This window comes from Larkinella ripae (assembly GCF_054780775.1).
Genome location: NZ_BAAGVR010000001.1, coordinates 850,446 through 872,768 on the forward strand (window position 1 = coordinate 850,446; position 22,323 = coordinate 872,768).

Sequence of the window (22,323 nt, forward strand, 5' to 3'; positions counted from 1 at the left end):
TAGACCTCTTCGTAAATCCTTTAATCCGTGGAATCCGAGTTCAAGACGGTTATTCACTTCGTAAACTCTTCACGGGATTCGCCAGGGCCGCTTTGACCGATTGATAGCTCACGGTCAGGAACGCGATCAAAACCGCCAGCAGACCCGCCGTGGCAAACAGCCACCACGACAGTTCGACCCGGTACTGAAACGTTTCCAGCCACTTTTGAATGGCCCACCACGCCAGCGGAGACGCCAGCACCATCGCTACCAGCACCAGTTTCAAAAAGTCCCGGGAAATCAGGCTCACCAGGCTGCCCACCGAGGCTCCCAGCACTTTCCGCACCCCAATTTCTTTCATCCGCTGCTCGGCCGTAAAAGCCGCCAGCGCAAACAGTCCCAGACACGAAATCAGAATCGCCAGCGTTCCGAAGTAGTTGATAAGCGTGTTGACCTGCTGCTCAGAGCGGTACATGCGCTCGTGCGCTTCGTCCAGAAAATGGTATTCAAACGGATAGTTCGGATTAAATTCTTTGGTAAGTCGTTCCAGTTCGTCGAGCGCTTCCGTTGTTTTTCCCTTCTCGGTCCGCACCAGCAAATAGCTCGTATTCACGGGAATAAGCGTCAAAATCAGGGGCATGATCGGGCTGTGCAGCGATTGCAGGTGAAAATCTTTCATCAACCCGATGATCGGCCCCTTGCCCATCCAGAAACCGACCTGCTGGCCCACCGGATTTTTCATGCCCATCATTTTGGCGGCTGCTTCGTTGATGATGTACGAAACCGAATCGGCTTTCCGGTCGCTCGAAAAATCCCGGCCGTTCACCAAGGTAATGTTCATGGTTTTGATGAAATCGTACCCCACCGACATGGTCGCAATGTTGGCATTTGCGTTGGGCTTCTTGCCGGGCCAGGTCAGGTCGCCGGAAGTGCCCTGAATGTTCATGGGCAAACTCATCGTGACCGACGCCGACGCAATGGACGGTGTGCGGATCAGATTCCGCCGAAACGCTTCCATGCGGTTGTAGGTTTCGCTCTCCAGCGGCACGTAGAGGACGTTTTCGCGGTCGAGCCCTAAGTTTTTGGTGCGGATATAGTCCATCTGATAGGTCACGGCGAGCATGCCGATGATCAGGAAAATCGACAGCGTAAACTGAAAAATCACCAGCGCCCGGCGGAATAGCGCGGCTCCGACGCCGAACTTCAGCGTGCCTTTCAGAATGCGGATGGGTTGCAGCGACGACAGAAACAGGGCCGGGTAACTGCCCGAAATCAGGCCGGTGATCAACACCAGCACCAGCGTGCCGAGCCAGAGCGTTGGATCGGCCAGATTCAGACTGAGTTGCTTGATAAAAACCGCATTGAAAACCGGCAAAATCATCACGACGATGGCCAGCGCCAGAAAAACCGCCAGCAAACTCGTCAGAATCGACTCACTCATAAACTGCCCGATCAGCGACGAGCGCAGCGCGCCCACCACTTTCCGGACGCCCACTTCCTTCGCCCGCTTGACCGAGCGCGCCGTCGCCAGATTCATGAAGTTGACGCAGGCAATCAGGAGAACAAAAACCGCCACCAGGGCAAAAATCCGCACGTACTCGATCCGCCCGCCAGTGGCCTTTCCGTTCTCATACTCCGCGTACAAGTACATGTCTTTCACGGGCTGGAGCGTCAGCGTGGGCACTTCTTTCCAATCGGTCTTCCGGCGGTAGATGCCCTTCATATTGGCCTCGGCTTTGGCCACTTCGGCCCTGGCGTCCAGCCGGACAAACGTCATGAACGAATTATTGCCCCAGGTTTTTTTCCAGTCCTGTTCCTGAACGTCGTAATTGATGATCCAGTCGAACTGAAAACTCGAATTCCCGGGAATGTCCTCCAGAACGGCCCCGACGGTGTAGAAGGTCGTGTTGTTGAAATGCAGTCGTTTTCCGAGCGCGTTGCTAGTTCCGAAATACTTCTCCGCCAGTTTTCGGGTAATGATGATCTGGTCGAGTTTGGTGTGCGCCATGAGCGGACTGCCCGCGAGCGCGGGAAAATCAAACACCAGAAAGAAATCCTTCGTGGCGTAAAAACCGCGTTCTTTCGTCGATTTTTCGCCTACCTTCACCAGCAGTTCCTCCGGAAATTGCACCTTGGTTGCGTATTGAACTTCCGGAACATCGCTTTTCAGGACCTCCGCCATCGGGCCGGGCGTGAGCGTTCCCGTATAAATTTTCCCCTCGAATTCGCTGTTGGTCCGTACGTAAAAGATGTCGTTGAGGTGCGGAAAAAACCGGTCGTAACTCCATTCATCCTTCACCCAGAGGCCAATCAGCAGGCTGCACGACATGCCCAGCGCCAGGCCGAAAATGTTGATGAAAGTATATAGCTTGTTTTTTAGCAGACTTCGCCAGGCAATCTTGATGTAATTTTGGAGCATGGTTAAGAAGAATAGGATTATACCTTATCCTCCCAAACGGTATACCAGAAAAACCAAACTATTAACTATCAATATCTTAACCTATCATTGATGAAATAAAATGTCCGCAAACGGACGGTTTTTCGGCCATTTGCGGACAGGCAGAACGAAGTTTTTAGTCCAGCGGATCGGTCCGGTATTTTGCCCAAAGGCTTTTCGCGAAGGTTTTGAAAACCGCCGGACGCTGTTCAAACGCGGCATCGAACCGGTACTTACCCCCCACAAACCGGTTTTCGCCCGCCGGAACCCGCGTCGTTCCGCGCATGGCGTATTTGGTTTTCCCTTCGTACAGAATCAGTTTCAGCGTGGCCGGACTCACATCGCCCCGGCAGGCCGTGCGGTACATGACCCACACCTCGGGCACCTCGTTTTTGTCGAGATCGGTCACCTGAATGGCCTCCGGCACAAACCGGGCCGTGGCATCGAGCGGACAATCCGCCAGACCGTCCCGGATCTCCCACTCCACCGTCATTGTCGCCCCGCTTTGCCGGTACTGCTTCACCGACAACCGGGCCGACCGGTAAACCTCGCCGTCAGCCGCCGGTTTTTCCTCAATCCCCGTGGTGCTGGCCACCACGTAATGCCGTCCCGACGCATCGCTCCATCCCAGGGCTTTCACCAGTTCGCCGGTCACCGGAACGCCCGCCGGCCATTGCGTCTTCCCAAGCGGTTTTGCCGGTAGCTGCGCCCGGATGAGCGGGCTAACACCGAAAAGGACCAGAATCAAGACATACTTCATTTGACCATCAATTCGACCCGGCGGTTTTTCGACCGGCCTGCTTCCGTTGTGTTGTCGGCCACGGGCCGTGTGCCGCCGTAGCCCTTTGTTTCAACGCGCTGACTCTCAATCCCATTTCGGTACAGGTAATTGGCAATCACGCTGACCCGGTTTTCCGACAGAGCCCGGTTCAGGCGCGGGTCGCCCACGTTGTCGGTGTGTCCGCTGATCTCAATCCGGAGGGCGGAATTTTGCCTCATCGCCCGTACCAGCTTGTCCAGTTCGGCGTACGATTCCGGCAGCAATCGGTACTCGCTTTGCTCGAAAAAAACCTGGTTCAGCACCAGCTTATCGCCGGTTTTCAGGTCGGCAAAGCGTTCCGGACTTTTCATCGGTACCGTTTCTTTCGCAGCGATCACCGCTGCCGGCTTCGGCTTCAACCCGGTTTTGGCAACCAGCGGACGGCCCCCGGTTTTCGGCGGAACCGGTTTCGGGGCGGTTTTTGCCGGTACGGGCCGGGGCAGATCCGGTTGAAATAAAAAATTACCGCTCAGGGGCGCCGGGCCGGTTTCGTTGGGCGGCACCCAGAAAAGGTTGATGCTGCCGCCGTAGATGTCGTTGAAAAAATCAACCCGCAGGTCGTAGTACTGACCCGCCCGCAGGCTAATTTGCCCCTGAAACGTCTTTGAATCGTTGAGACTCCACACATCCATGACCTTCCTGCCGCCCACCCAAAGCCGGATGCCATCGTCAACGGTAGCCGTAAATTTGTAGACCCCGGTTTTGGGCGCGTACAGCTTTCCGGTCCAGCGAACGGAGTAAAACGAGCGCCCGATGCCCGGTCCTGGCGTTGCCCGGTATTCCCAGTCAAAATTGACCGCCGGATCAATGCGCGTAAAGACTTTCCGTTCGAAATTCGTTCCGTCGAAATACTCGCCTTTCAGCCCGCTGGCCCTTATTTTCTTTACCTGGCCGTTGGCGACAGGTCCCATCAACAGGCTCACGACTCCCCAAATCAACCACCGCGCTTTCATAAGACCAGTGAAAAGGTATGCGTTATGACGGAGCCGCCCCTGCGTTGGTGAAGTAAGGCTTTCGACGGGCCGCTCGTGCAGGGAAAAGGTACGAATAAAAGCGCGATCCACCAATTGCCTTCCCGAACTCCTCACTCATAACTCTTATCTCATTCCGAGCGCAGCGAGGAAACCGGGTTCATCAGGGCGGCTCTGATGCTTTGAAACGAAACCGTCACCAGCGCCACTAAAATCGCCAAACTGCCAGACAGGACAAACACCCAGATACTCAGGCTGATGCGGTAATCGAATTGCTGGAGCCAGTCGCTCAGGAAATACGCCGTGAGGGGCGAGGCCAGCAGACAGGAGACGACCACCAGACCCAGGAATTCGCGGGAGAGCAGGGCCCACAGACTCGTGACGCTGGCCCCGAGCACCTTCCGGATCCCGACTTCTTTCGTCCGTTGTTCGGCCAGCGAAGCCGCCAGCCCGAACAGGCCCAGACAGGCGATAAAAACCGCCAGAACCGCAAAGATTCCCGCCAGCTTGCCAATCAGCTCTTCCTGCCTGAATTTTTGGTTGTATTCGTCATCCACAAATTGATAATCAAAGGGATACGCCGGATTGAACTTCTGAAAAACCGGTTCGATGCGGGCCAGCGCTTCCGCCGTATTGGTCCGGGTCGCCAGCCGGAAAATCAGGTAATTTTCGAACGGCAAACCCGTCAGCAGCAGCAGCGGATGAACGGGCGTATACGGCGATTCGATGATGGCGTTTTCGACCACACCCACCACCCGCAGTTTCCGGCCCGGGTCCCAGACAAGACTCATTTCCTGATTGAGCGGCTCCTTCAGGCGCATGGCCCGCACGGCGGCTTCGTTCAGAATCACCGACAGCGAATCGGCCCCGCCGGGCTTGAAATTACGGCCGGTTTTTAGGTTGATGCCCATCGTTTGCAGGTACTCCGGCGACGCTGAAATCAGGTTCAGGCGCATGATTTCGTCGGGCGCTTTGCCCGACCAGTCCACCCGCGTGTCGCCCGTGATGGTGGTGGCCGGGCTGGACGCTTTCGCAACGCTGGCCACCACGCCCGACCGAAGCAGTTCGTCGCGCACGGCCTCGTAATTCCGGCTCAGATCGTTGGTCAGTGAAACCGTCAGCAGCCGGTCCGGGTTGTAGCCCATCGGGCGGTTTTTCGCGTGCTGAATCTGCTGATAGACCAGCAGGGCGCTGATGATGAACGCAATGCAGGCCGTAAACTGCGCCACCACCAGCACTTTACGCGGCCAGTTGGCCGTCCGGCCGACGTGAACCCGGCCTTTCAGCACCCGAACCGCTTTGAAACCGGAAAGGTAAAAAGCCGGATAACTCCCCGCCAGAACGCCCGTCAGCACCGTGAATCCCAGCGTCAGCCCCCAAAAACCGGGTTTCTGCCAGGGAAAGGCGAGTTGCTTTTGCGTGATTTCGTTAAAAACCGGCAGCAGCACCAGCACCAGCACCAGCGACACGACCAGGGCCAGGCCCGCAATCAGCAGCGATTCGCTCAGAAACTGGCCGACCAGCTGCGCGCGCACGGAGCCCACGGCCTTGCGGACGCCCACCTCTTTGGCCCGTTTTTCGGAGCGGGCCGTCGCCAGATTCATAAAATTGATGCAGGCAATGAGCAGCACCGCCAGGCCCACAACCCCGAACAGCCGCACGTACCGGATAAAACCGCCGGTATTTTTTCCGTTTTGAAACTCGCCGTACAAATGCCATTTCGCCACCGGATGCAGAAATGCCTCGAAGATCGATTCCGGATAATGGCGTTTGATGAGGCCTTTCAGTTTGGCATCCACCGCGGCCCGGTTGGCGTTCGGGTGCAGTTCAACCAGGTACTCAATCAGGTTGTTGTTCCAGTTGGTACGGCTGTCCTGCACCCAGGGCAGATTCAGTTCGAGGTGCCGGAAAGGAACCAGAAAATCGAAGTCCCAGGCGGTGTTGGCGGGTAGCTTTTTCAAAACGCCACTGACTTTCAGGTCAAACTGGTTGTCGAGCCGTACGACTTTTCCGACCGGATCGGTTTCGTCAAAAAGCGCCCGGGCGGTTTCTTCGGTCAGCACCACCGAATTGGGATCGTGCAGGGCCGACTGCCCGTCGCCGGACCGCATGGGCAACTGAAACATCGCCAGAAAGTCTTCGCCGGCATTCTGACCGGTCCGCAGCAGTTTTCGTTCCCCCGCCTGGAGCGCCGTTTCGTTCTGCATCCGGGTGGGCAAGGTTTCCACCACCCGCTTGATTTCCGGAACCTCGGTTTTCAGCACCTCCCGCAGCGGCAGGGCCGCGTTGGACTGGGTGGTGGTTTCGCCGTTGGCCGTGCGGTTCAGCATCACCCGGTACAGGTTCGCTTCATTTTCGTAAAACCGGTCGAAGGTCAGTTCGTCCCAGACCCAGATGCCGATCAGCGTGGCCACGGCCATGCCGACGGCCAGCCCCAGAATATTGATGAGGCTGAATCCCCGGTTTTTCCGCAGGCTGCGCCAGGCGATTTTCAGGTAATTTCGTAGCATGATTATCCGTCAATGATTTGCGCGTCAAGGTACGGACAACCCGAAAAATCAGGGCGTTAAAAAACGTTAAGAGTGAAGCCGGGGCCGCCCGGCGGTTGGCGGAGCCCCTTTTTCCCTTTTTATTCCGAGCGCAGCGAGGAAACCGGGTTTACCAAAGCGGCTTTGATGCTTTGGAGCGAGATCGTCAGCAGCGCGATCAAAACCGCCAGTCCGCCCGCCAGCGCAAACACCCACCATTCCAGTTCCACCTGATACGCGAAGTTCTGCAACCACCGGCGGGTGGCATACCACCCCAGCGGTGCGGCCACCAGAATCGCCACCAGCACCAGTTTCAGAAAGTCCTTCGAAAGCAGGGTTACAATGCTGCCCACCGAGGCCCCCAGCACTTTCCGGACGCCAATTTCCTTCGTGCGCTGCTCGGTCAGGAACGTAGCCAGTCCGAACAGACCCAGGCAGGCAATAAAAATCGCCAGCAGCGACGCGGTTACGAAAAGCTGACCATACTGCTGCTCGGCCTGGTATTGCTGGTTGTACTTTTCATCCACAAAAAAGTACTCGAACGGATTGCCGGGATACGTGGCTTTGTAGAGCCGCTCCAGCGCAGCCATCTGGGCCGGTATCTGATCCGTGGTGAGTTCGACCGTCAGCCAGTTGCCCCGGTTTTGGGGCATGAAAATAAGCGGGGCAATGGCTTCTCGCAGCGACTGGTGGTGGTAGTCTTTCACCACGCCGACCACCTCAAACGGTTTTTCCCAGTTGACGGTTTTGCCCACCGCATCCGCAGCCGACGCAAAGCCCAGGTGCCGGACGGCGGTTTCGTTGAGCAGCATCTGCGTCCCTTCCGACCAGCCGGCTTCCGCTTCGGGGCGGGTAAAATTGCGACCGGCCACCAGCGAAATTCCGTAGGTTGCCAGAAACCGGTGGTCGATGAAGCCAATCGAATACACTTTGTTGTTCTCACCGGGCTGCGGGTTGTTCCGCGTAATGCCATCGGTGGAAAAATTGTAATAATTTCCCGGCACGGTGCCCGTGTTGCAAAAGCTTTTCACGTAGGGAAGCTGCTCCAGATCGTGTTCAAAAGCCACCGTCCGCGACGAAAAGGAGTCGTCTTTGCCCACTTCCGGGCCGTGAATCACCACCCGTTGCTCCAGCCGGACGCCCAGACGCTGGTTTTGCATAAACCGCAGTTGCCGGTACAGGACAAAGGTGCAGATCAGGAGGACCACCGACACGCTGAACTGAAAGATCACCAGCGACTTCCGCAGCAAACCGCCTGTGGCCGGGCTCCCAAACATTCTTTTTACCGTTTGAACCGGTCGGAAGGAGGCTAACGCAAAAGCCGTGTAACCACCCGACGCCAGCGCCCCAACCAGCAGCAGGCCCAGCCCCGCCAGCCAGGCCGGATTGGACAGAAGGCCCAGCGACAGGTCTTTACCGACCAGGGCATTGAAAGCGCCCTGAAGGCTGCTGATCAGGAGCAGCGCCACCCCAAAACCGAGCAGATTGAGAAGCAGCGATTCGCCCAGAAACTGGCCGACCAGCTGCCATTGTCCAGCCCCGACCACCTTCCGGACGCCCACTTCTTTGGCCCGTTTCAGCGCGCCCGCCGTAGATAGATTGATGTAATTGAACCAGGCAATGGCCAGAATCAGCACCGCAATACCGCCCAGCAAATACACAAAACTCAGGTTGCCCGTGGTCGGAAACGAGTCGCTGAGCGACGCGGCCAGGTGAATGTTGGCAGCCGGTTGCAGCCGCATCCGTTCTTCGCCCTGCGGACGGATTTTCTTTTTTAGCTGATCAAATTTTTCCTCCAGCCGGCGCGTGTCCGTTCCGTCGGCCAGTTGCAAAAATGTCGTCAGATACCCTCCGTCGAAACCGTCGAGCCGCGCCCAGTCGTTGCCGTTCAGGTTCGCCGGATTGGCCAGCGTCTGCAACGAAAACACCAGACCAAACTGCAAATCAGACTGTTGGGGCATATCGGCGTACACCGCCGTAACCGTATACGCCGTCTGGCCAAGCTGGTTATTCAGGGTCAGCACTTGCCCCAACGGTGGCTCGTCACCAAAATATTTGCGGGCATACGATTCGGAAATGGCCACGGTATTGGGCCGGGTCAGCACCGTGGCCGCATCGCCCTGACGGAGCGGAAACGTGAACAGCGTGAAGAAACTCGCATCGGCATAGGCGATGCTGGTTTCCCGAAAGGCTTTCGGAGCCTGGCGGTTTTGCCGCTCGGCCGTCGAGACAATGCCCGAGATCGAGTTATCGGCCACCCGGCAGAACTTTTTCACTTCCGGAAAATGCTGCTTCATCAGGGTCGCTGCGGCCGGGGGCATATCCGCCCAGACCTCGCCGGTTTTGCCCTCCCAAACCATGCGGTACAGGCTGGGCAGGTTTCGGTGAAAACCGTTGACACTTTTCTCAAAACTGATGTATTCCAGAATCAGCCCGAAAGCCGTGATGCCGAGCGCCAGTCCGGCGATGTTTACACCCGAAAAAATCTTGTTTTTCCTCAGGTTCCGAAAAGCAATTTTGATGTAGTTTTTTAACATAGCCGTTTAGGTTCACGAATCAGTATACAACGTATCCCAAACGGTATACCAAAAAGAACACACGATTGATTACCAACCGGTTAAATTATCAAAGGAAGCGGTTATGTCCGCAAACGGACGGCTTTCTTTTTCACTTTCGGACACCGTCTGAAAACCGGGTGTCAACGGCCGATCGGGTTGCCGGAATTGAGCATTCCTAGCAACTTTCTGAGCCAATTCGCTATTTTTAGGCTGTACTTACGGTTTTCCTCATCACTCCTTCCATGACGCCACGGCTCAATATACCGGTTTTTAGTTTCCTACTCCTTGTTGTTTTCGTCCGCTCTCTATACGCCCAGGACGCCACTGCCGTCGATAAACGCTACACGGACGAAATCAAAACGCTGGCGAATCGACCGGCGGTGAAGGCGGTTTTTCAGACGTTCACGGAACTGGAACCGCAGACCAAACAGGACCTGATCACGCTCACCGAAACGCCCGCTCCGCCCTTCAAGGAAGCCGTGAAGGCCCGAAAATATGCCGCAATGCTGAAGGAAGCCGGGGTTGATTCGGTCTGGATCGACGAAGTGGGAAATGTGATTGGCAAACGCAAAGGAAAATCCGGGCAGAAAACCGTCGTTGTGGAAGCGCACCTGGATACGGTTTTTCCGGAAGGCACCGACGTGAAAGTCAGGCAAAAAGGCGACACCCTCTACGCCCCGGGCGTGGGCGACGACACCCGCGGGCTGGTGGCGCTGCTGACGGTTTTGCGGGGACTGGAGAAAGCAAAGATCGAAACCAGTGCCGACGTCTGGTTTGTGGGCACCGTGGGCGAAGAAGGGCTGGGCGATCTGCGCGGCATGAAACACCTGTTTAAAACGCACCGGGCCACGATTTCGTCCTGCATCTCGGTCGACGGCGACGGCATCAGCGAAATTGTGCACCGGGGGCTGGGCTCCTACCGCTACCGGATTACGTTCAGGGGGCCCGGTGGGCATTCCTACGGCGCGTTCGGGATCGTCAACCCGCACAGCGCACTCGGCAAAGCCATTTACTACTTCACGGGCGAAGCCGACACCTTCACGCGGCAGGGCGTCAAAACCACCTACAGCGTCAGCGTCCTTGGCGGGGGCACGTCGGTGAACGCCATCCCGTTTGAGTCGTGGATGGAAATTGACATGCGTTCCGAAAGCCCCGAGCGGCTCAACGGCATCGACCGGTTACTCAAAACCGCCGTTCAGCGGGCGTTGCAGGAAGAAAACCGCCTGAAACGCAGCGGCCCGGATCTGACCGTCGACGTCAAAAAGATTGGCGACCGCCCATCCGGCCAAACCGACCCGACAATGCCGCTGGTGCAGCGGGCGATGGCGGTTTCCACCTACCTGGGTGCCAAACCCCGGCTGGACGTTTCATCGACCAACGCCAACACGCCGATTTCGCTGGGTGTTCCCGCCGTCACAATCGGCAGCGGAGGCACTGGCGGCAATGTCCACGCCCTGAACGAATGGTGGCTGAACGACAAAGGCTACCTCGGTTTGCAAAACGTGCTGCTGGTGCTGCTGGCCGAAGCGGGGACGAAATGAAGGTTGAAGGGATGAAAGGAGAAAGGGAATAAAGGGAGAAAGGGAATAAGGGAGGAGAGAATGACCCCTTCTTCCTTTCCTCCTTCCTGGTCTTATTCCGCCCGCAGGCTTTTCACCGGATTCGTCAGGGCCGTCCGCACCGAGTGGTAGCTGACAGCCGCGAGCGCCACGAAGAAGCCCAAACCGCCCGCCAGCGCAAAGATGGTCCAGGTCAGCGGAATCCGGTAGGCAAAACTTTCCAGCCAGCGGTTCATCAGCCAGGTCGACAGCGGAATGGCCAGCACAAAGGCCGCGGCCACCAGCGTCAGCGTCCGGCGATTCAGCAGCAGCCACAGCTGCCCCACGGTGGCGCCCATCACTTTCCGGATGCCCACCTCCCGGATGCGGTTCACCGCCTGAATACCGGCCAGCCCGAACAGACCCAAAGCCGCAATCAGCAGCGCAATGCCCGTAGCCAGCTGGGTCAGCGTCATCCAGCGCCGGTACGTCCGGTAGCGGGCTTCCAGATCCTGATCCAGAAAGGAGTAGTCAAACGGCTGTCCACCAGAGAGCTGCGGCCAGTCGCGGGCGATCTGCTCAACCGTTGCGGCCACCTTGCCGGGCCTCAGTTTCAGGTAAAAAACACCCTGGTACTCCAGCCCCAGTTTGTAGTAGGCCGGGAGAATGGCTTTGGTCAGCGGTTCCATGTTGTGGTCGTTCACCACGCCGATGACCGTGCGGCCATCCAGCGTTTCCAGCGGTTTATTAAACACCAGTTCCGCGCCCAGCAGCTTTGCCAGCGTTTCATTGATGACCACGGCCTTCACGCTTTTGGCCGTGTCGGACCGAAAATGGGTCGAAAAAAGCCGTCCCTGTTTCAGTTGTATGCCCAGCAGGGTAAAGAAGTTATAATCAACCGATTGCTGAAGCGCCCAGTGTTTCTGGCCTTTGATGGTGGTACCGTTCCGGTTGAAAGCGTCTTCGCCGTAGCCCCCGGCGCTGCTGGCCACCAGTAGTACGTGCGGGTTCGTGGCCTGGTAGCGGAGCAGACGCTCGTAAATCCGGGGACCGCTCCCTTCTTCCGACTTCTCCAGGTTTTTGATTTTGAGGACGAGTTCTTTCGTCAGGCCCAGGTCTTTTTCCTGAACAAACCGCAACTGCCGGTACATCGTGATGGCGGCCGTTACCAGCACCAGCGACAGCACAAACTGGAAGCCCATCATGCCCTGAATGACCAGCGGATTGATTTTGTAGGTCCGGTTCTGGCCCAGAAACAGCGTGGGCCGAAACCGGGCGAACAGCAGCGCCGGGTAGATGCCCGCCAGCAGGCTGATCGCCAGCACCATCACCGGCAGGCCCAGCAAATTCTCCGGTTGCAGCACCTCAAAAACCGTCAGTGCCCGGTCGGTCAACGCATTGAACGTGGGCAGCAGGAGGATGGACAACCCCAACCCAAGCACCGACGCCAGGCCCACGACCAGCACGGTTTCGAGGCCGAGTTGCGCGGCCAGCTGCCGGGGGGCCGCTCCCACCACTTTCCGTACGCCCACTTCCTGCAAACGCCCCGCCAGTCTCGACAGCGAGATGATGATGTAATTCAGGCTGGCTACGAGCAAAATCAGCAAACTGATGGAAACCAGCAGGTAAACATTCGTTGGCGAAACGGTGCGGTTCCAGCGTTCATTAAACGAAAAATGGGTGTCCGCCAGCGGGCGGATGGTTAGCAGAAAGGGGTTGTTGGTCAGGCGGTTTTTCTGCTCCGGCGTTGCCGACTGGCGCATGTCGTCGATCAGCTCCCCGAAAAGCCGGGGGCCGAGCGTCGCCAGTTTGGCGGTCACCTGCGGCAGCGAAGCCGTCGGACGGAGTTTCCCGAGCGTGTACACATTGCTGGTGTTATACCGCTGTTCGAGTTGCCGGCGGTAATCCGGATCGCTGTCCAGCCGCACCACCAGTTCCGCGCTCAGGGTCGTGTTCGAGGGCGGGTTTTGCATGACGCCCGAAACCGTGTAGCGTTGCCCGTTGTACTGGATCGCTTTCCCCACCGGATGGTCATTGGCAAACAATTTCGCGCGCAACCGCTCCGAAATCACCGCGTTGTGCAAGTCCGCCAGCACCTGCTCCGGCCGGCCGATGGTCAGCGGCAGCGAAAAAAAACTAAAGTAATTGGAATCCGCGCGCAGAATCTGCTTTTCGTAAACGGAATGGGTTCCGTAGTTTACAATGCTTTCCTGCGCCCGGCTCAGCCGGATCAGGTCCTGAATTTCCGGAACCTGCGGCTTCAGCTCCACGCTAAAAATTACCGGAAAAACAAAGCTCCGGTGTTCTTCCGCCGGAAAAAACGGCAGGTTGAGCGGCCGTTGCGCCGGTTTTCCGTCAAAATCGAACAGGTCGGTCATCTCAAACCGGTAAATCCGGTCGGCATCGGCATGAAAGCGGTCGAACGAGCGTTCGTGGTTGACAAAAGCGTACGTCAGCAGCCCGAAGGCCAGGGCAACCGACAAACCGGCAAGATGGATGGTGGAATAAACGGGGTCCCGCCGAAGCGCGCGGAAGGCCACTTTAAGGTAATTTTGAAGCATGGTCAGGAGGGTTTGGAACTCTAACGGCCTTGCGTTATGCCGCCGGTTTTTCCAAAAGACACCCTCGTTGATCCAAGGTTGCAGCCTCACCGGGTCGGTGAAAAATAAAATTCCCAACCGAAGCGACCTGGCGTTCGGCTGGGAATTTCCGTTTTTTAGTAAATGGATCCGGTTTTCCGGGTTTACTTCCGCGCGTTGGACAAGCCCAAACTGCGTTCAGTATCGGCAATGAGCCGTTGCCGCTCGGCCTCACTTTTACCCTGCACGTTGAGCGTCCGTTCGAAAACGTGCTCTTCGCCGTCCAGCCTGTACTCGTATTTCAACTTCAGGCGGTTATTTTCCGCATCTTCGGTGACGGTTTTGGTATACGGCGTTCCGTCCGGGGCCACAATCACGTTTTTGGGAAGCTGGCTCTCCTCGTTTTTGGGGCGGTTTCCGGCGGTCCGGCTAACGGCGACGACCTCGCCCGACTCGTACCGGGGTGGCCGGGTGCTTCGGGAGAACGTGGGCGCTTTCGGGGGGCGGGGCGGACTCACCGCAACGTGTACGCCCAGCGAGTCCTGAATGTGGCTGACCAGATACTCTTTCTCCTCCTTGCTCATGCCGGTCGCGTCGAACTCCTCGTCGTAATGAATTTCCCGGCTGGATTGCTCAACGTCAATCCTGATCCGCAACGTTTTGCCATTGTCACTGATGTTCCGGCTAATTGACGAGCGTTCCTGCCCGACGGCGACCATGCTGATTCCTAAAAGGGCGAGAGTAAGTGCTGTTTTCATGCGTGTTTACTGTTTTTAAGGAGGAGAGGAGGAACGGAGGAATGGAAGAGGATGCGCATTTTTCCTTTCTTCCCTTCCACCTCTCCTCCTTTTATTCATTTTTCAAGCTTTTCACCGGGTTCGTCAGGGCGGCTTTCATCGACTGGAAAGACACGGTCAGCAACGCAATCAGAACCACCAGACCACCCGCCGTTGCGAAAATCCATCCTTCCAACCCCACCTGGTATGCGAAATCCTGCAACCAGCGATCCAGGGCGTACCAGGCCAGCGGTGCAGCAACGAAAATGGCAATGAGAACTAACTTGAGAAAATCTTTGGAGAGCAATAACACCACGTTAACGACGGAGGCACCCAGAATCTTGCGTATCCCAATCTCTTTTGTTCGCTGTCCGGTTGTAAAGGTAACGAAACCAAACAATCCCAAGCAAGAAACCAGCATGGTTAGGGCCGCAAAACCGTTAAAAACCGTCATCATGACCCGATCTTTATGGTACTGGGCCTCAAACGATTGCTCCAGAAAGGCATAATCGAACGGGGCCATCGGATAATGCCGCTCCCAGATGGCTTTTACCACCGGCAGCTGATCCGGTTTCATCTTCACCATCAGGCTGCTGGCGGGGATCGTGTTGTAGACCAGCACCAGCGGTTCGATCAGGTTGTGCAGGGAGCGGTAATGAAAGTTCTTTACCACGCCCACCACCTCGCCTTTGTGACCAAATCCGTCGATGGGCTGCCCCAGGGCGGTTTTCCAACCCGCCATTTTCACAAACGCTTCGTTGACCAGAAAACCGCCTTTCTGGTCGGCTTTCGATTGCGCCGATAGGTTCCGGCCGGTTTTCAATTTCATCCCCAGCAGTGGCATAAACTGCTCATCCACAAACAGGTAATTGCTCATTAGCTCCCGTTTCCGGCCGGTGCTCCGGATGGTCGTCGACGCCATCGGCACCAGGGCCGCCGGTTGCAAACCCGAGCCCAGCGTGACCCCGGCAATGCCGCTCTGGTCGTTCAGGCTGTTTGCCAATGCCCGTGCCCCCGCGCGGGCGGTCGAATCGTCGGGCAGGTGCAGGGTCAGGATGCGTTCTTTCGTAAAGCCCAGATCGTGGTTTTGCAGGAAGTTCATCTGCCGCCGGATCACTAGCACGCCCGCCATCATCCCCACGGCCAGCACAAACTGAAACACAATGACCGATTTGCGCAGCCAGGCGCCTTTGCCGTACGTTCCCAGCCTTCCTTTCAGCACCTCAACCGGGCGAAAATCAGACAACACCAGGGCCGGGTACAAACCGCCCAGCAGGGTGATGAGCAGCCACGTAAAACCGGGCAGCAGAGCCGCTTCGGAGCCGGAAATTTGCATCCGGATCTGCAATAGCGCATTGAAAAAAGGAAGGGCCATTCCGACCAGCATCACCGCAATACCGACGGAAAACCCACTCAACAGCCCCGATTCCAGCAGAAACTGCCGGATCAACTGCCCGCGCTGCGCGCCACTGGCCTTCCGGATGCCAACTTCTTTGGCCCGCTCGGTGGCTTTGGCGGTCAGCAGGTTGACGTAATTCAGCAGCGCAATGGCGAGCACAAAAACCGCCAGAAATGCGAACAGGTAGCCGTATTGTTTGCTGCCCTTCGGCGTATCGGCCATTTTTCCCTGGCTGTAATGCACGTCTTTCAGTTGTTCGGCCGGAAAACGGAGCGAATAGCCTTCCGCCCCCATTTTCTTCAGCTCCGGATTGGCGTATTTGCCGGCCAGCTGGTCCAGCTTTTTGCTGAAAACCGCCAGGTTGGGCTGTTCCCGAAAAAGGACGTAGGTGTAACAGGGAAAATCGTCTTCCACCCACGACCGGGAGCCGACAAACTGCTTCGCCAACAGGGCGTTAACGGGCAGATCGGTATTGCTCGGCGCATCGGCGATAACGCCCGTGATCCGGACCGGCTGCTGATTAAACTCGATGCTTTTTCCGAGTACGTCCGTCGTTCCGAAATACTTCTGGGCAAATCGTTCGGCCACCACCACGCTGTTGGGACTGCTTAGCGCCGTCGCCGGATTGCCCGCCCGAAAGGCGTACGAAAAAACCGTAAAAACGTCGCTGTCGGCATAATACACATCCGATTCCTGCAGTAGCTTTTCCCCGTGCCGGACCACCGCCGAAGTAGGCAAAAACCGTACGGCGGTTTCCACTTCCGGGTAATCGCGTTTCAGCGCGTCGGCCAGCGGCACCGGGCTGGAGGCAATCGACAGGGGCGACTCCGGCGTTTTCATCTCGGTCGTTACGCGCACAATCCGGTCGGCCCGGGGGTGAAAACCGTCGTACGAAAACTCATGAGTGACATACAGCGCCATCAGCAGACAGGCCGCCAGCCCGATGGCCAGCCCGCCCAGGTTCAAACCGGTGTACAATTTGTTGCGCCAGAGGTTACGCAGGGCGATTGTGAGGTAGTTGCTCAGCATCGTTTATGGGGGTAAATTTGACTAAACTAAAACAGGATGAATTATGTACTTCCCACCGATCAATCTTCCTTCCGTTGTTCATGAAGACTGGGGGTTTGGGCACCCGCAGCTCACCAACGCCTTATTTCCAAACTAACGGTCGGCCTGGGCGACGGGGCCGTCACGACTGCTTCCTCCTACTCCGACCTCCTTCAACTCGATCTGAACGAATTTTTGTGAGCGGATACAGGCAGGCACGTATTCCTTCCTCCTTTTTTACTCCGCCCGCAGACTCTTCACCGGATTGGCCAAAGCCGCCTTGATGCTCTGAAACGAAACCGTCAGCAGCGCTACCAAAACCGCCAAACCGCCCGCCAGGGCAAACATCCACCATTCGATGGCAATTTTATAGGCAAACTCGTTTAGCCACTGGCTCATGGCGTATCCGGCAATCGGCGATGCAATGACCAGCGCCAGCACCACCAGTTTCAAAAAGTCTTTCGAAAGCAGCCGGACGATGCTGGCCACCGACGCGCCCAGCACCTTCCGGACGCCAATTTCCTTCGTGCGCTGCACCACCACCAGCGACACCAGACCGTATAAACCCAGCCCGCAAATCAGAATACAGATCCCGGAAAACGTATTGACCAGCCGGAAAATCAGGCTTTCGGTTTCGTAAAACCGGGCGAGCTGGTCGTCTAAAAATTCGTATTCAAACACCTCATCCGGATACGTTTTTTCCCAGATGGTGCGAATGCGCTGAACGGTTTGCTGGGGGTTCTGGCCCGCAATCCGGATGCCGGCGGTTTTGAACTGATCGGCATACGTGGTGATGAGGCAGGGGCCAATCTCATCGCGCAGCGAACGCTGGTGGAAGTCTTTCACGACTCCCACAATGGGCAGCAAAACCGGCGACAGATGGTACTGCATCCGGCGGCCCAGCACCTGCTCTGGATTTCGGATGTTCATTTTGCGCAAAAACGCTTCGTTGACCACGTATTCCCGAATTGTGTCGCTCTCCGAAACATTCCGTCCGGCAATGAGTTGCAGCCCGTAGGTTTTCAGGTAATCGGCGTCGGCCAGCCGCTCCCGAATTGGGAAATTTGCCCATTCATGGCTTTCAAACTTAAACGAGCCGCCGTTCATCATCTGCGCCGAGGGCGGCCGGTAGCTGGCACTGACGGTTTTGATTTCGGGGTATTGCAGCAACTCGTTTTTAAACGTTTCCCGCTGGGTTTTCCCGGGTTTGGGCAGCGGCACCACCACCACGTTTTCTTTATTCATCCCCAGATCAGCGTTCTGAAGGTACCGAACCTGCGTTGCCACCACCAGCGACCCGATGATCAGGGCCTGACAAATCACAAACTGCACCACCACCAGCGACTGCCGAACCGTGTAACTCCCCACCGACCTCGCCGGCAGTTGACCTTTCAAAGCCGCCCAGGGACTAAAGCCGGACAAAACCGCAGCCGGATACCCGCCCGCCAGTACAATGACAACCCCGATCAGCAGGGCCACGAAGCCCAGCGTCAGTCCGTCGAGGTCTACCGATAACCGAATACCGACCCACTGGTTGAAAAGCGGCAGGCTCAAAACCGCCAGCAGCAGGGCAAAAACCGCAGCGGTCAGGACAATCAGGGCGGTTTCGAGGATAAATTGCCGGACCAGTTGCGCCCGCGTACTGCCCAGCGTTTTGCGAATGCCCACTTCCCGGCTCCGACGCAGCGCCTGCGCCGTGGCCAGGTTGACAAAGTTAATGCAGGCCGTCAGCACCAGAAAAAGACCCACCAAACCCAGCGACCAGAGCAGCGACGGACGAATGGCCGTGGCACCCGTGGCCAGCCGCCGGACGTCGAAATGCACATTCTGAAGCGGCTGGAAATGAAACTGAATATACCGGGCGTCTTTGCCGAACTGTTTTTTCGATAGCGCGGGCATAGCCGCTTCCAGGCTGGCGACCGATTCCGGATTTTTCAGCGTACAGAAAAGCCGGTAGTTGCTGTTCAACTGGTACCAGTTCGACTGATCGTATTTCGGGTCCAGCGCCCTGAGGGTCGCCATCGAGATAAACCACTGCAAGTCCACGTCGGTGGTCCGGGGCGGGTCGGCCAAAACGCCGGTGATCCGGACGCCCGTTGTGTGGTTCAGCGTCAGGGTCTGGCCCATCGGGTCGGCTTCGCCAAAGTATTTCCGGGCCCACGATTCGGTAATAACTGCGGTATTGGGCGCGTGCAGGGCGGTTTTCGGATTGCCCTGTACCCAGCGGTACTCCATGATCTCAAACAGTTCCGGCTGCACCAGCCCGGTGCCCTGGTGCTCCTGAAACCGGGTAGTGGCCGCTTGTCCCGGTTTTCGGTAGCTGACCAGCAATTCGCGGTTCATGATCAGAAAAGCCGCCTGCTCAACCTGCGGATACGTCGTCCGCAAGGTTTGCGCCATCGGCAGGGGGGCTTCGGGGTAGTATTCGACCGAACCGTCGTCGAGGTGCAAATCCGTCACCACCCGAAAAATGCGGTCGAATTTAGGGTGGTGCCGGTCGGTACTCAGGTGATACCGGATAAACAAAAACAGCAACAAGCCACCCGCCATCCCCACCGATAAACCGAGGATATTCAGCAAGGTGTAACTCCGGTTGGACGTTAGATTCCGCCAGGCGATTTTAAAGTAGTTTTGCAGCATAAACTCTGGTCAGCAACGGGTTCTGCGTTGCCCCAAAGGTAATAGCCTTCACCAGTACCCGGTTTTCGGGGGGTGTTAATAAACGTTAAAGGATGAACCGGGACGGCTACTCACTCCGCAGCGATTTCACCGGATTCATCAGGGCGGCCCGAATGCTTTGAAAGCTGACCGTTGCGAAAGCGATCACCAGGGCCAGTCCACCCGCCAGGGCAATCATCCACCATTCGATGGCAATCCGGTATTTGTAGTCGGCCAGCCAGCGGTTCATGATGTACCAGGCAATGGGCGTTGCCACCACGATCGAAAGTGCCACCAGTTTCAGAAAATCACGGGAAAGCAGGGAAACAATGCTCGCAACGGATGCGCCCAGCACCTTCCGGACACCAATTTCTTTCGTCCGCTGCTCGGCGGCAAAGGTGGTCAGGCCAAGCAACCCCAGACAGGCAATGAAAATAGCGAGGGCCGTAAACGTGCCGAACACCCGGCCGGTTTGCTGTTCCGTGCGGTAGGCTTTGGCAAATTCACTGTCCAGAAAGGTGTAATCGAAAGGCGTGTCGGGCGAAAACCGTTTCCAGTTGGCTTCGATTTTTTTGAGGGCGGTTTCGACCTCACCGGGCCGGATGCGGGCCAGCACGTAGGAAATCGGTTCCTGATAACTGTGGGAAGACGTATGAAACAGGGCAAACGGCGCCATTGCCGACCGAACCGATTCCATGTCGAAATCCTTCATAACACCAATCACTTTATACGATTCCTGCCGACCGCCGGGATAGACCAGCTGCTGCCCGATCGGGTTCTTCCAGCCGATTTGTTTCACCGCCGTTTCGTTCAGAATCACCGAGAGCGAATCCGAATGGTCCGGCGAAAAATTCCGCCCCTGCTTCAGCCTGATATTCAGCGTCGGCACCAAATCATAATCCGTCATGAACGAATACAGGGTGAGGTCTTTGGCAATTTGTTTTTCGGCGGTTTGAACCGGATTGTAAAAATCGCCAAAACCGCCCCGCAGCGGTACGCTGCTCGAAATGCTGGCGTTCGTCACTTCGGCCAGCCGGGTCAGCTCCTGCCGAAACGCTTGTTCGTTTTTCCCCAGCCGATCCGAATTTCGGATCACCAGCACATTTTCTTTGGTAAGCCCCAGGTCTTTGGTCTGGGCATACCGCAACTGCGCAAACACCACGATGGTCCCGATGATCAACACCGTTGACACCACAAACTGAAAGACCACCAGCCCGTTGCGGGTCAGGCGCTGACTCAGCGAAGTTTTCAGAATCCCGTTTTTAAGAGTTTGCACCGGGTTGAAGGAGGTCAGATAAAACGCCGGGTAGCTGCCCGCCAGCAGCCCCACCAGCAACGCCAGCGCACCGGTGATGAGCAACAGATCCGCCGAAAACAGCACATCGGCCGAAAACGTTTTTCCCGCCAGTTGATTGAAAAAGGGCAGAAAAACGACCACCAGCGCCAGCCCAATGAGGGTTGCTACCAGGCTGTACAGCATCGATTCGGTCAGAAACTGGCGAATCAGCGTACTGCGGTACGAGCCCAGCACTTTCCGAACGCCCACCTCCTTCGCCCGTTTGACGGAGCGGGCCGTTGACAGATTCATGAAATTGACGCAGGCCAGAATGACGATAAAAACCGCCACCACCGCAAACGTTTCCACCTGCCGACGGTCACCCAGATTCGGGTAGTGGCTCGAGATGTCGTTCGAATGCAGGTGAATGTCGGTCAGCGGCTGAAGCTGAAACAGCCAGCGCCCGCCGTTTTTCAGGAAGTCGGGCTGGCCGATGCGTTTGAAGGTGGGATCGGCGTGTTTCCGGACCATCTCCCCAAAGCGGGCTTCCAGCGCCCGGATTCGCCCGGGCTGGCCGGCCACCTGCTCGTTGACCCGAATGTAGGTTGCCACGTTCAGCCACACCCAGCTCCAGTCGAAATACTGCACGACGCCGTAGTTTTTCATCGGCGTCAGAAAATCAAACTGAATCGACGACTGCGCGGGCAGATCGGCCAGCACCGCCGTAATCCGGAACGGGTCGTTGTTGATTTTCAGCACCTGGCCGACCACTTCCGGTTTTCCGAAGTATTTCCGGGCCATTTTTTCGGTGATCACCACCGAGTTCGGTTCCTGCAAACACGTCACCGGATTCCCGGCCAGCGTGGCAAACCGGATGACCTGGAAAAAATTTGAATCGGCCGCCATCACCTGCGATTCCGTAAACGAGCGGTTCGCCTTTCCGTTCTGCTCCCGCTGAACAACCACATCCATCACCTTGAACAGGCGCGTGTAGGCTTCCACATCGGCATACTCGCTCAGCAGCGTTTTTCCGAGCGGGGGCGGGGTGCCGCTGGACGTAAAATCGCTCCCGCCGAAATTTCCCGCGGTGTTGATCTGGTAAATGCGGTCGGCATTGGGCAAAAACCGGTCGAAGGCCAGCTCGTCTTTGACAAAAAGAACGATAAGCAGACAACTTGCGACGCCTACCGCCAGGCCAAAGAGGTTGATGAACGAATAAACCGTATGCGTACGGAGGTTTCGGAGCGCGATTTTAAGATAGTTCAGGATCATCGGAATCGGAGAAAAGAATTTGACCTTACGCACAGACCAATTAGACTATGGTTGTGCTCCTGCCAAGCGTGTGCCAGCCTGATATATCACTGAATACCAGATACATACCTAATACATTACCGGGGTACCTGTCCGCTTGCGGACATATTTTTGTACGATGGCGGACAGGCCATTTTTGTTGCCTGACTGCAATCTGGCAGCATTTTTAACGGGATGTTCCCGAACAGCCGCGCTGTTGACTACTTTTTAACCGGTTTTGACTTTTCTTTAACTATTATTGTTTTAATATTTTAATAATTAATATTCTGTTATTAATTTAACGTAAGAATTCTGGGAACAGGCGGATACGAAATGTAACTATTTAAATAAAATCCTATTTTTAAAGTTACGGCAACCTGGCAAAAGCGGATCAAATGCTTTATCAGAATTCGACCGAAGTGCCCGTTAACAGAATGATACTATTTTTTGGTAATAAGTCACAAACT

11 protein-coding genes are annotated in these 22,323 nt (G+C 56.5%); 1 reads left to right on the forward strand and 10 read right to left on the reverse strand.

The window, feature by feature from the left end:
* Positions 1-49: 49 nt before the first annotated feature.
* From ACYVHX_RS03515 to ACYVHX_RS03535, 5 genes are all read right to left on the reverse strand, one after another.
* The gene (locus tag ACYVHX_RS03515; protein ID WP_460670207.1) at positions 50-2,398 is read right to left on the reverse strand and encodes an ABC transporter permease; all 2,349 of its coding nucleotides are present in this window, start codon (positions 2,396-2,398) and stop codon (positions 50-52) included.
* 154 nt (positions 2,399-2,552) lie between these two features.
* Positions 2,553-3,176, reverse strand: a complete 624-nt coding sequence (locus ACYVHX_RS03520) for a M949_RS01915 family surface polysaccharide biosynthesis protein (RefSeq protein ID WP_460670208.1) — start codon at positions 3,174-3,176, stop codon at positions 2,553-2,555.
* Positions 3,173-4,189 carry an OmpA family protein gene (locus ACYVHX_RS03525; protein WP_460670209.1) on the reverse strand — a complete coding sequence of 339 codons (1,017 nt, stop codon included), beginning with the start codon at positions 4,187-4,189 and terminating at the stop codon, positions 3,173-3,175. Before ACYVHX_RS03525 ends, ACYVHX_RS03520 begins: the two co-directional genes overlap by 4 nt.
* Before the next feature lie 149 nt (positions 4,190-4,338).
* Positions 4,339-6,717: an ABC transporter permease gene (locus tag ACYVHX_RS03530; protein ID WP_460670210.1), complete on the reverse strand. Its 2,379-nt coding sequence runs from the start codon at positions 6,715-6,717 to the stop codon at positions 4,339-4,341.
* 119 nt (positions 6,718-6,836) lie between these two features.
* Positions 6,837-9,272 carry an ABC transporter permease gene (locus ACYVHX_RS03535; RefSeq protein WP_460670211.1) on the reverse strand — a complete coding sequence of 812 codons (2,436 nt, stop codon included), beginning with the start codon at positions 9,270-9,272 and terminating at the stop codon, positions 6,837-6,839.
* Between the two features lie 263 nt (positions 9,273-9,535).
* On the opposite strand from ACYVHX_RS03535, the gene ACYVHX_RS03540 reads away from it, so the two are divergent.
* Positions 9,536-10,834 carry a M20/M25/M40 family metallo-hydrolase gene (locus tag ACYVHX_RS03540; RefSeq protein ID WP_460670212.1) on the forward strand — a complete coding sequence of 433 codons (1,299 nt, stop codon included), beginning with the start codon at positions 9,536-9,538 and terminating at the stop codon, positions 10,832-10,834.
* Positions 10,835-10,926: 92 nt separating this feature from the next.
* Here the strand turns inward: ACYVHX_RS03540 and ACYVHX_RS03545 are convergent, their stop codons facing one another.
* The 5 genes from ACYVHX_RS03545 to ACYVHX_RS03565 form a co-directional block, all read right to left on the reverse strand.
* Entirely contained in the window at positions 10,927-13,392 is a 2,466-nt protein-coding gene (locus ACYVHX_RS03545) for an ABC transporter permease (protein ID WP_460670213.1), read from the reverse strand.
* 182 nt (positions 13,393-13,574) lie between these two features.
* Positions 13,575-14,168 (reverse strand): hypothetical protein, encoded by a 594-nt coding sequence (locus ACYVHX_RS03550; protein ID WP_460670214.1) that lies wholly within the window; start codon positions 14,166-14,168, stop codon positions 13,575-13,577.
* Between the two features lie 91 nt (positions 14,169-14,259).
* Positions 14,260-16,614, reverse strand: coding sequence for an ABC transporter permease (locus ACYVHX_RS03555; protein ID WP_460670215.1), 2,355 nt, complete (start codon positions 16,612-16,614; stop codon positions 14,260-14,262).
* 255 nt (positions 16,615-16,869) lie between these two features.
* Complete coding sequence (locus ACYVHX_RS03560) at positions 16,870-19,272, reverse strand: ABC transporter permease (protein WP_460670216.1); 2,403 nt, start codon at positions 19,270-19,272, stop codon at positions 16,870-16,872.
* 106 nt (positions 19,273-19,378) lie between these two features.
* Positions 19,379-21,838 carry an ABC transporter permease gene (locus ACYVHX_RS03565; RefSeq protein WP_460670217.1) on the reverse strand — a complete coding sequence of 820 codons (2,460 nt, stop codon included), beginning with the start codon at positions 21,836-21,838 and terminating at the stop codon, positions 19,379-19,381.
* Positions 21,839-22,323 lie beyond the last annotated feature (485 nt).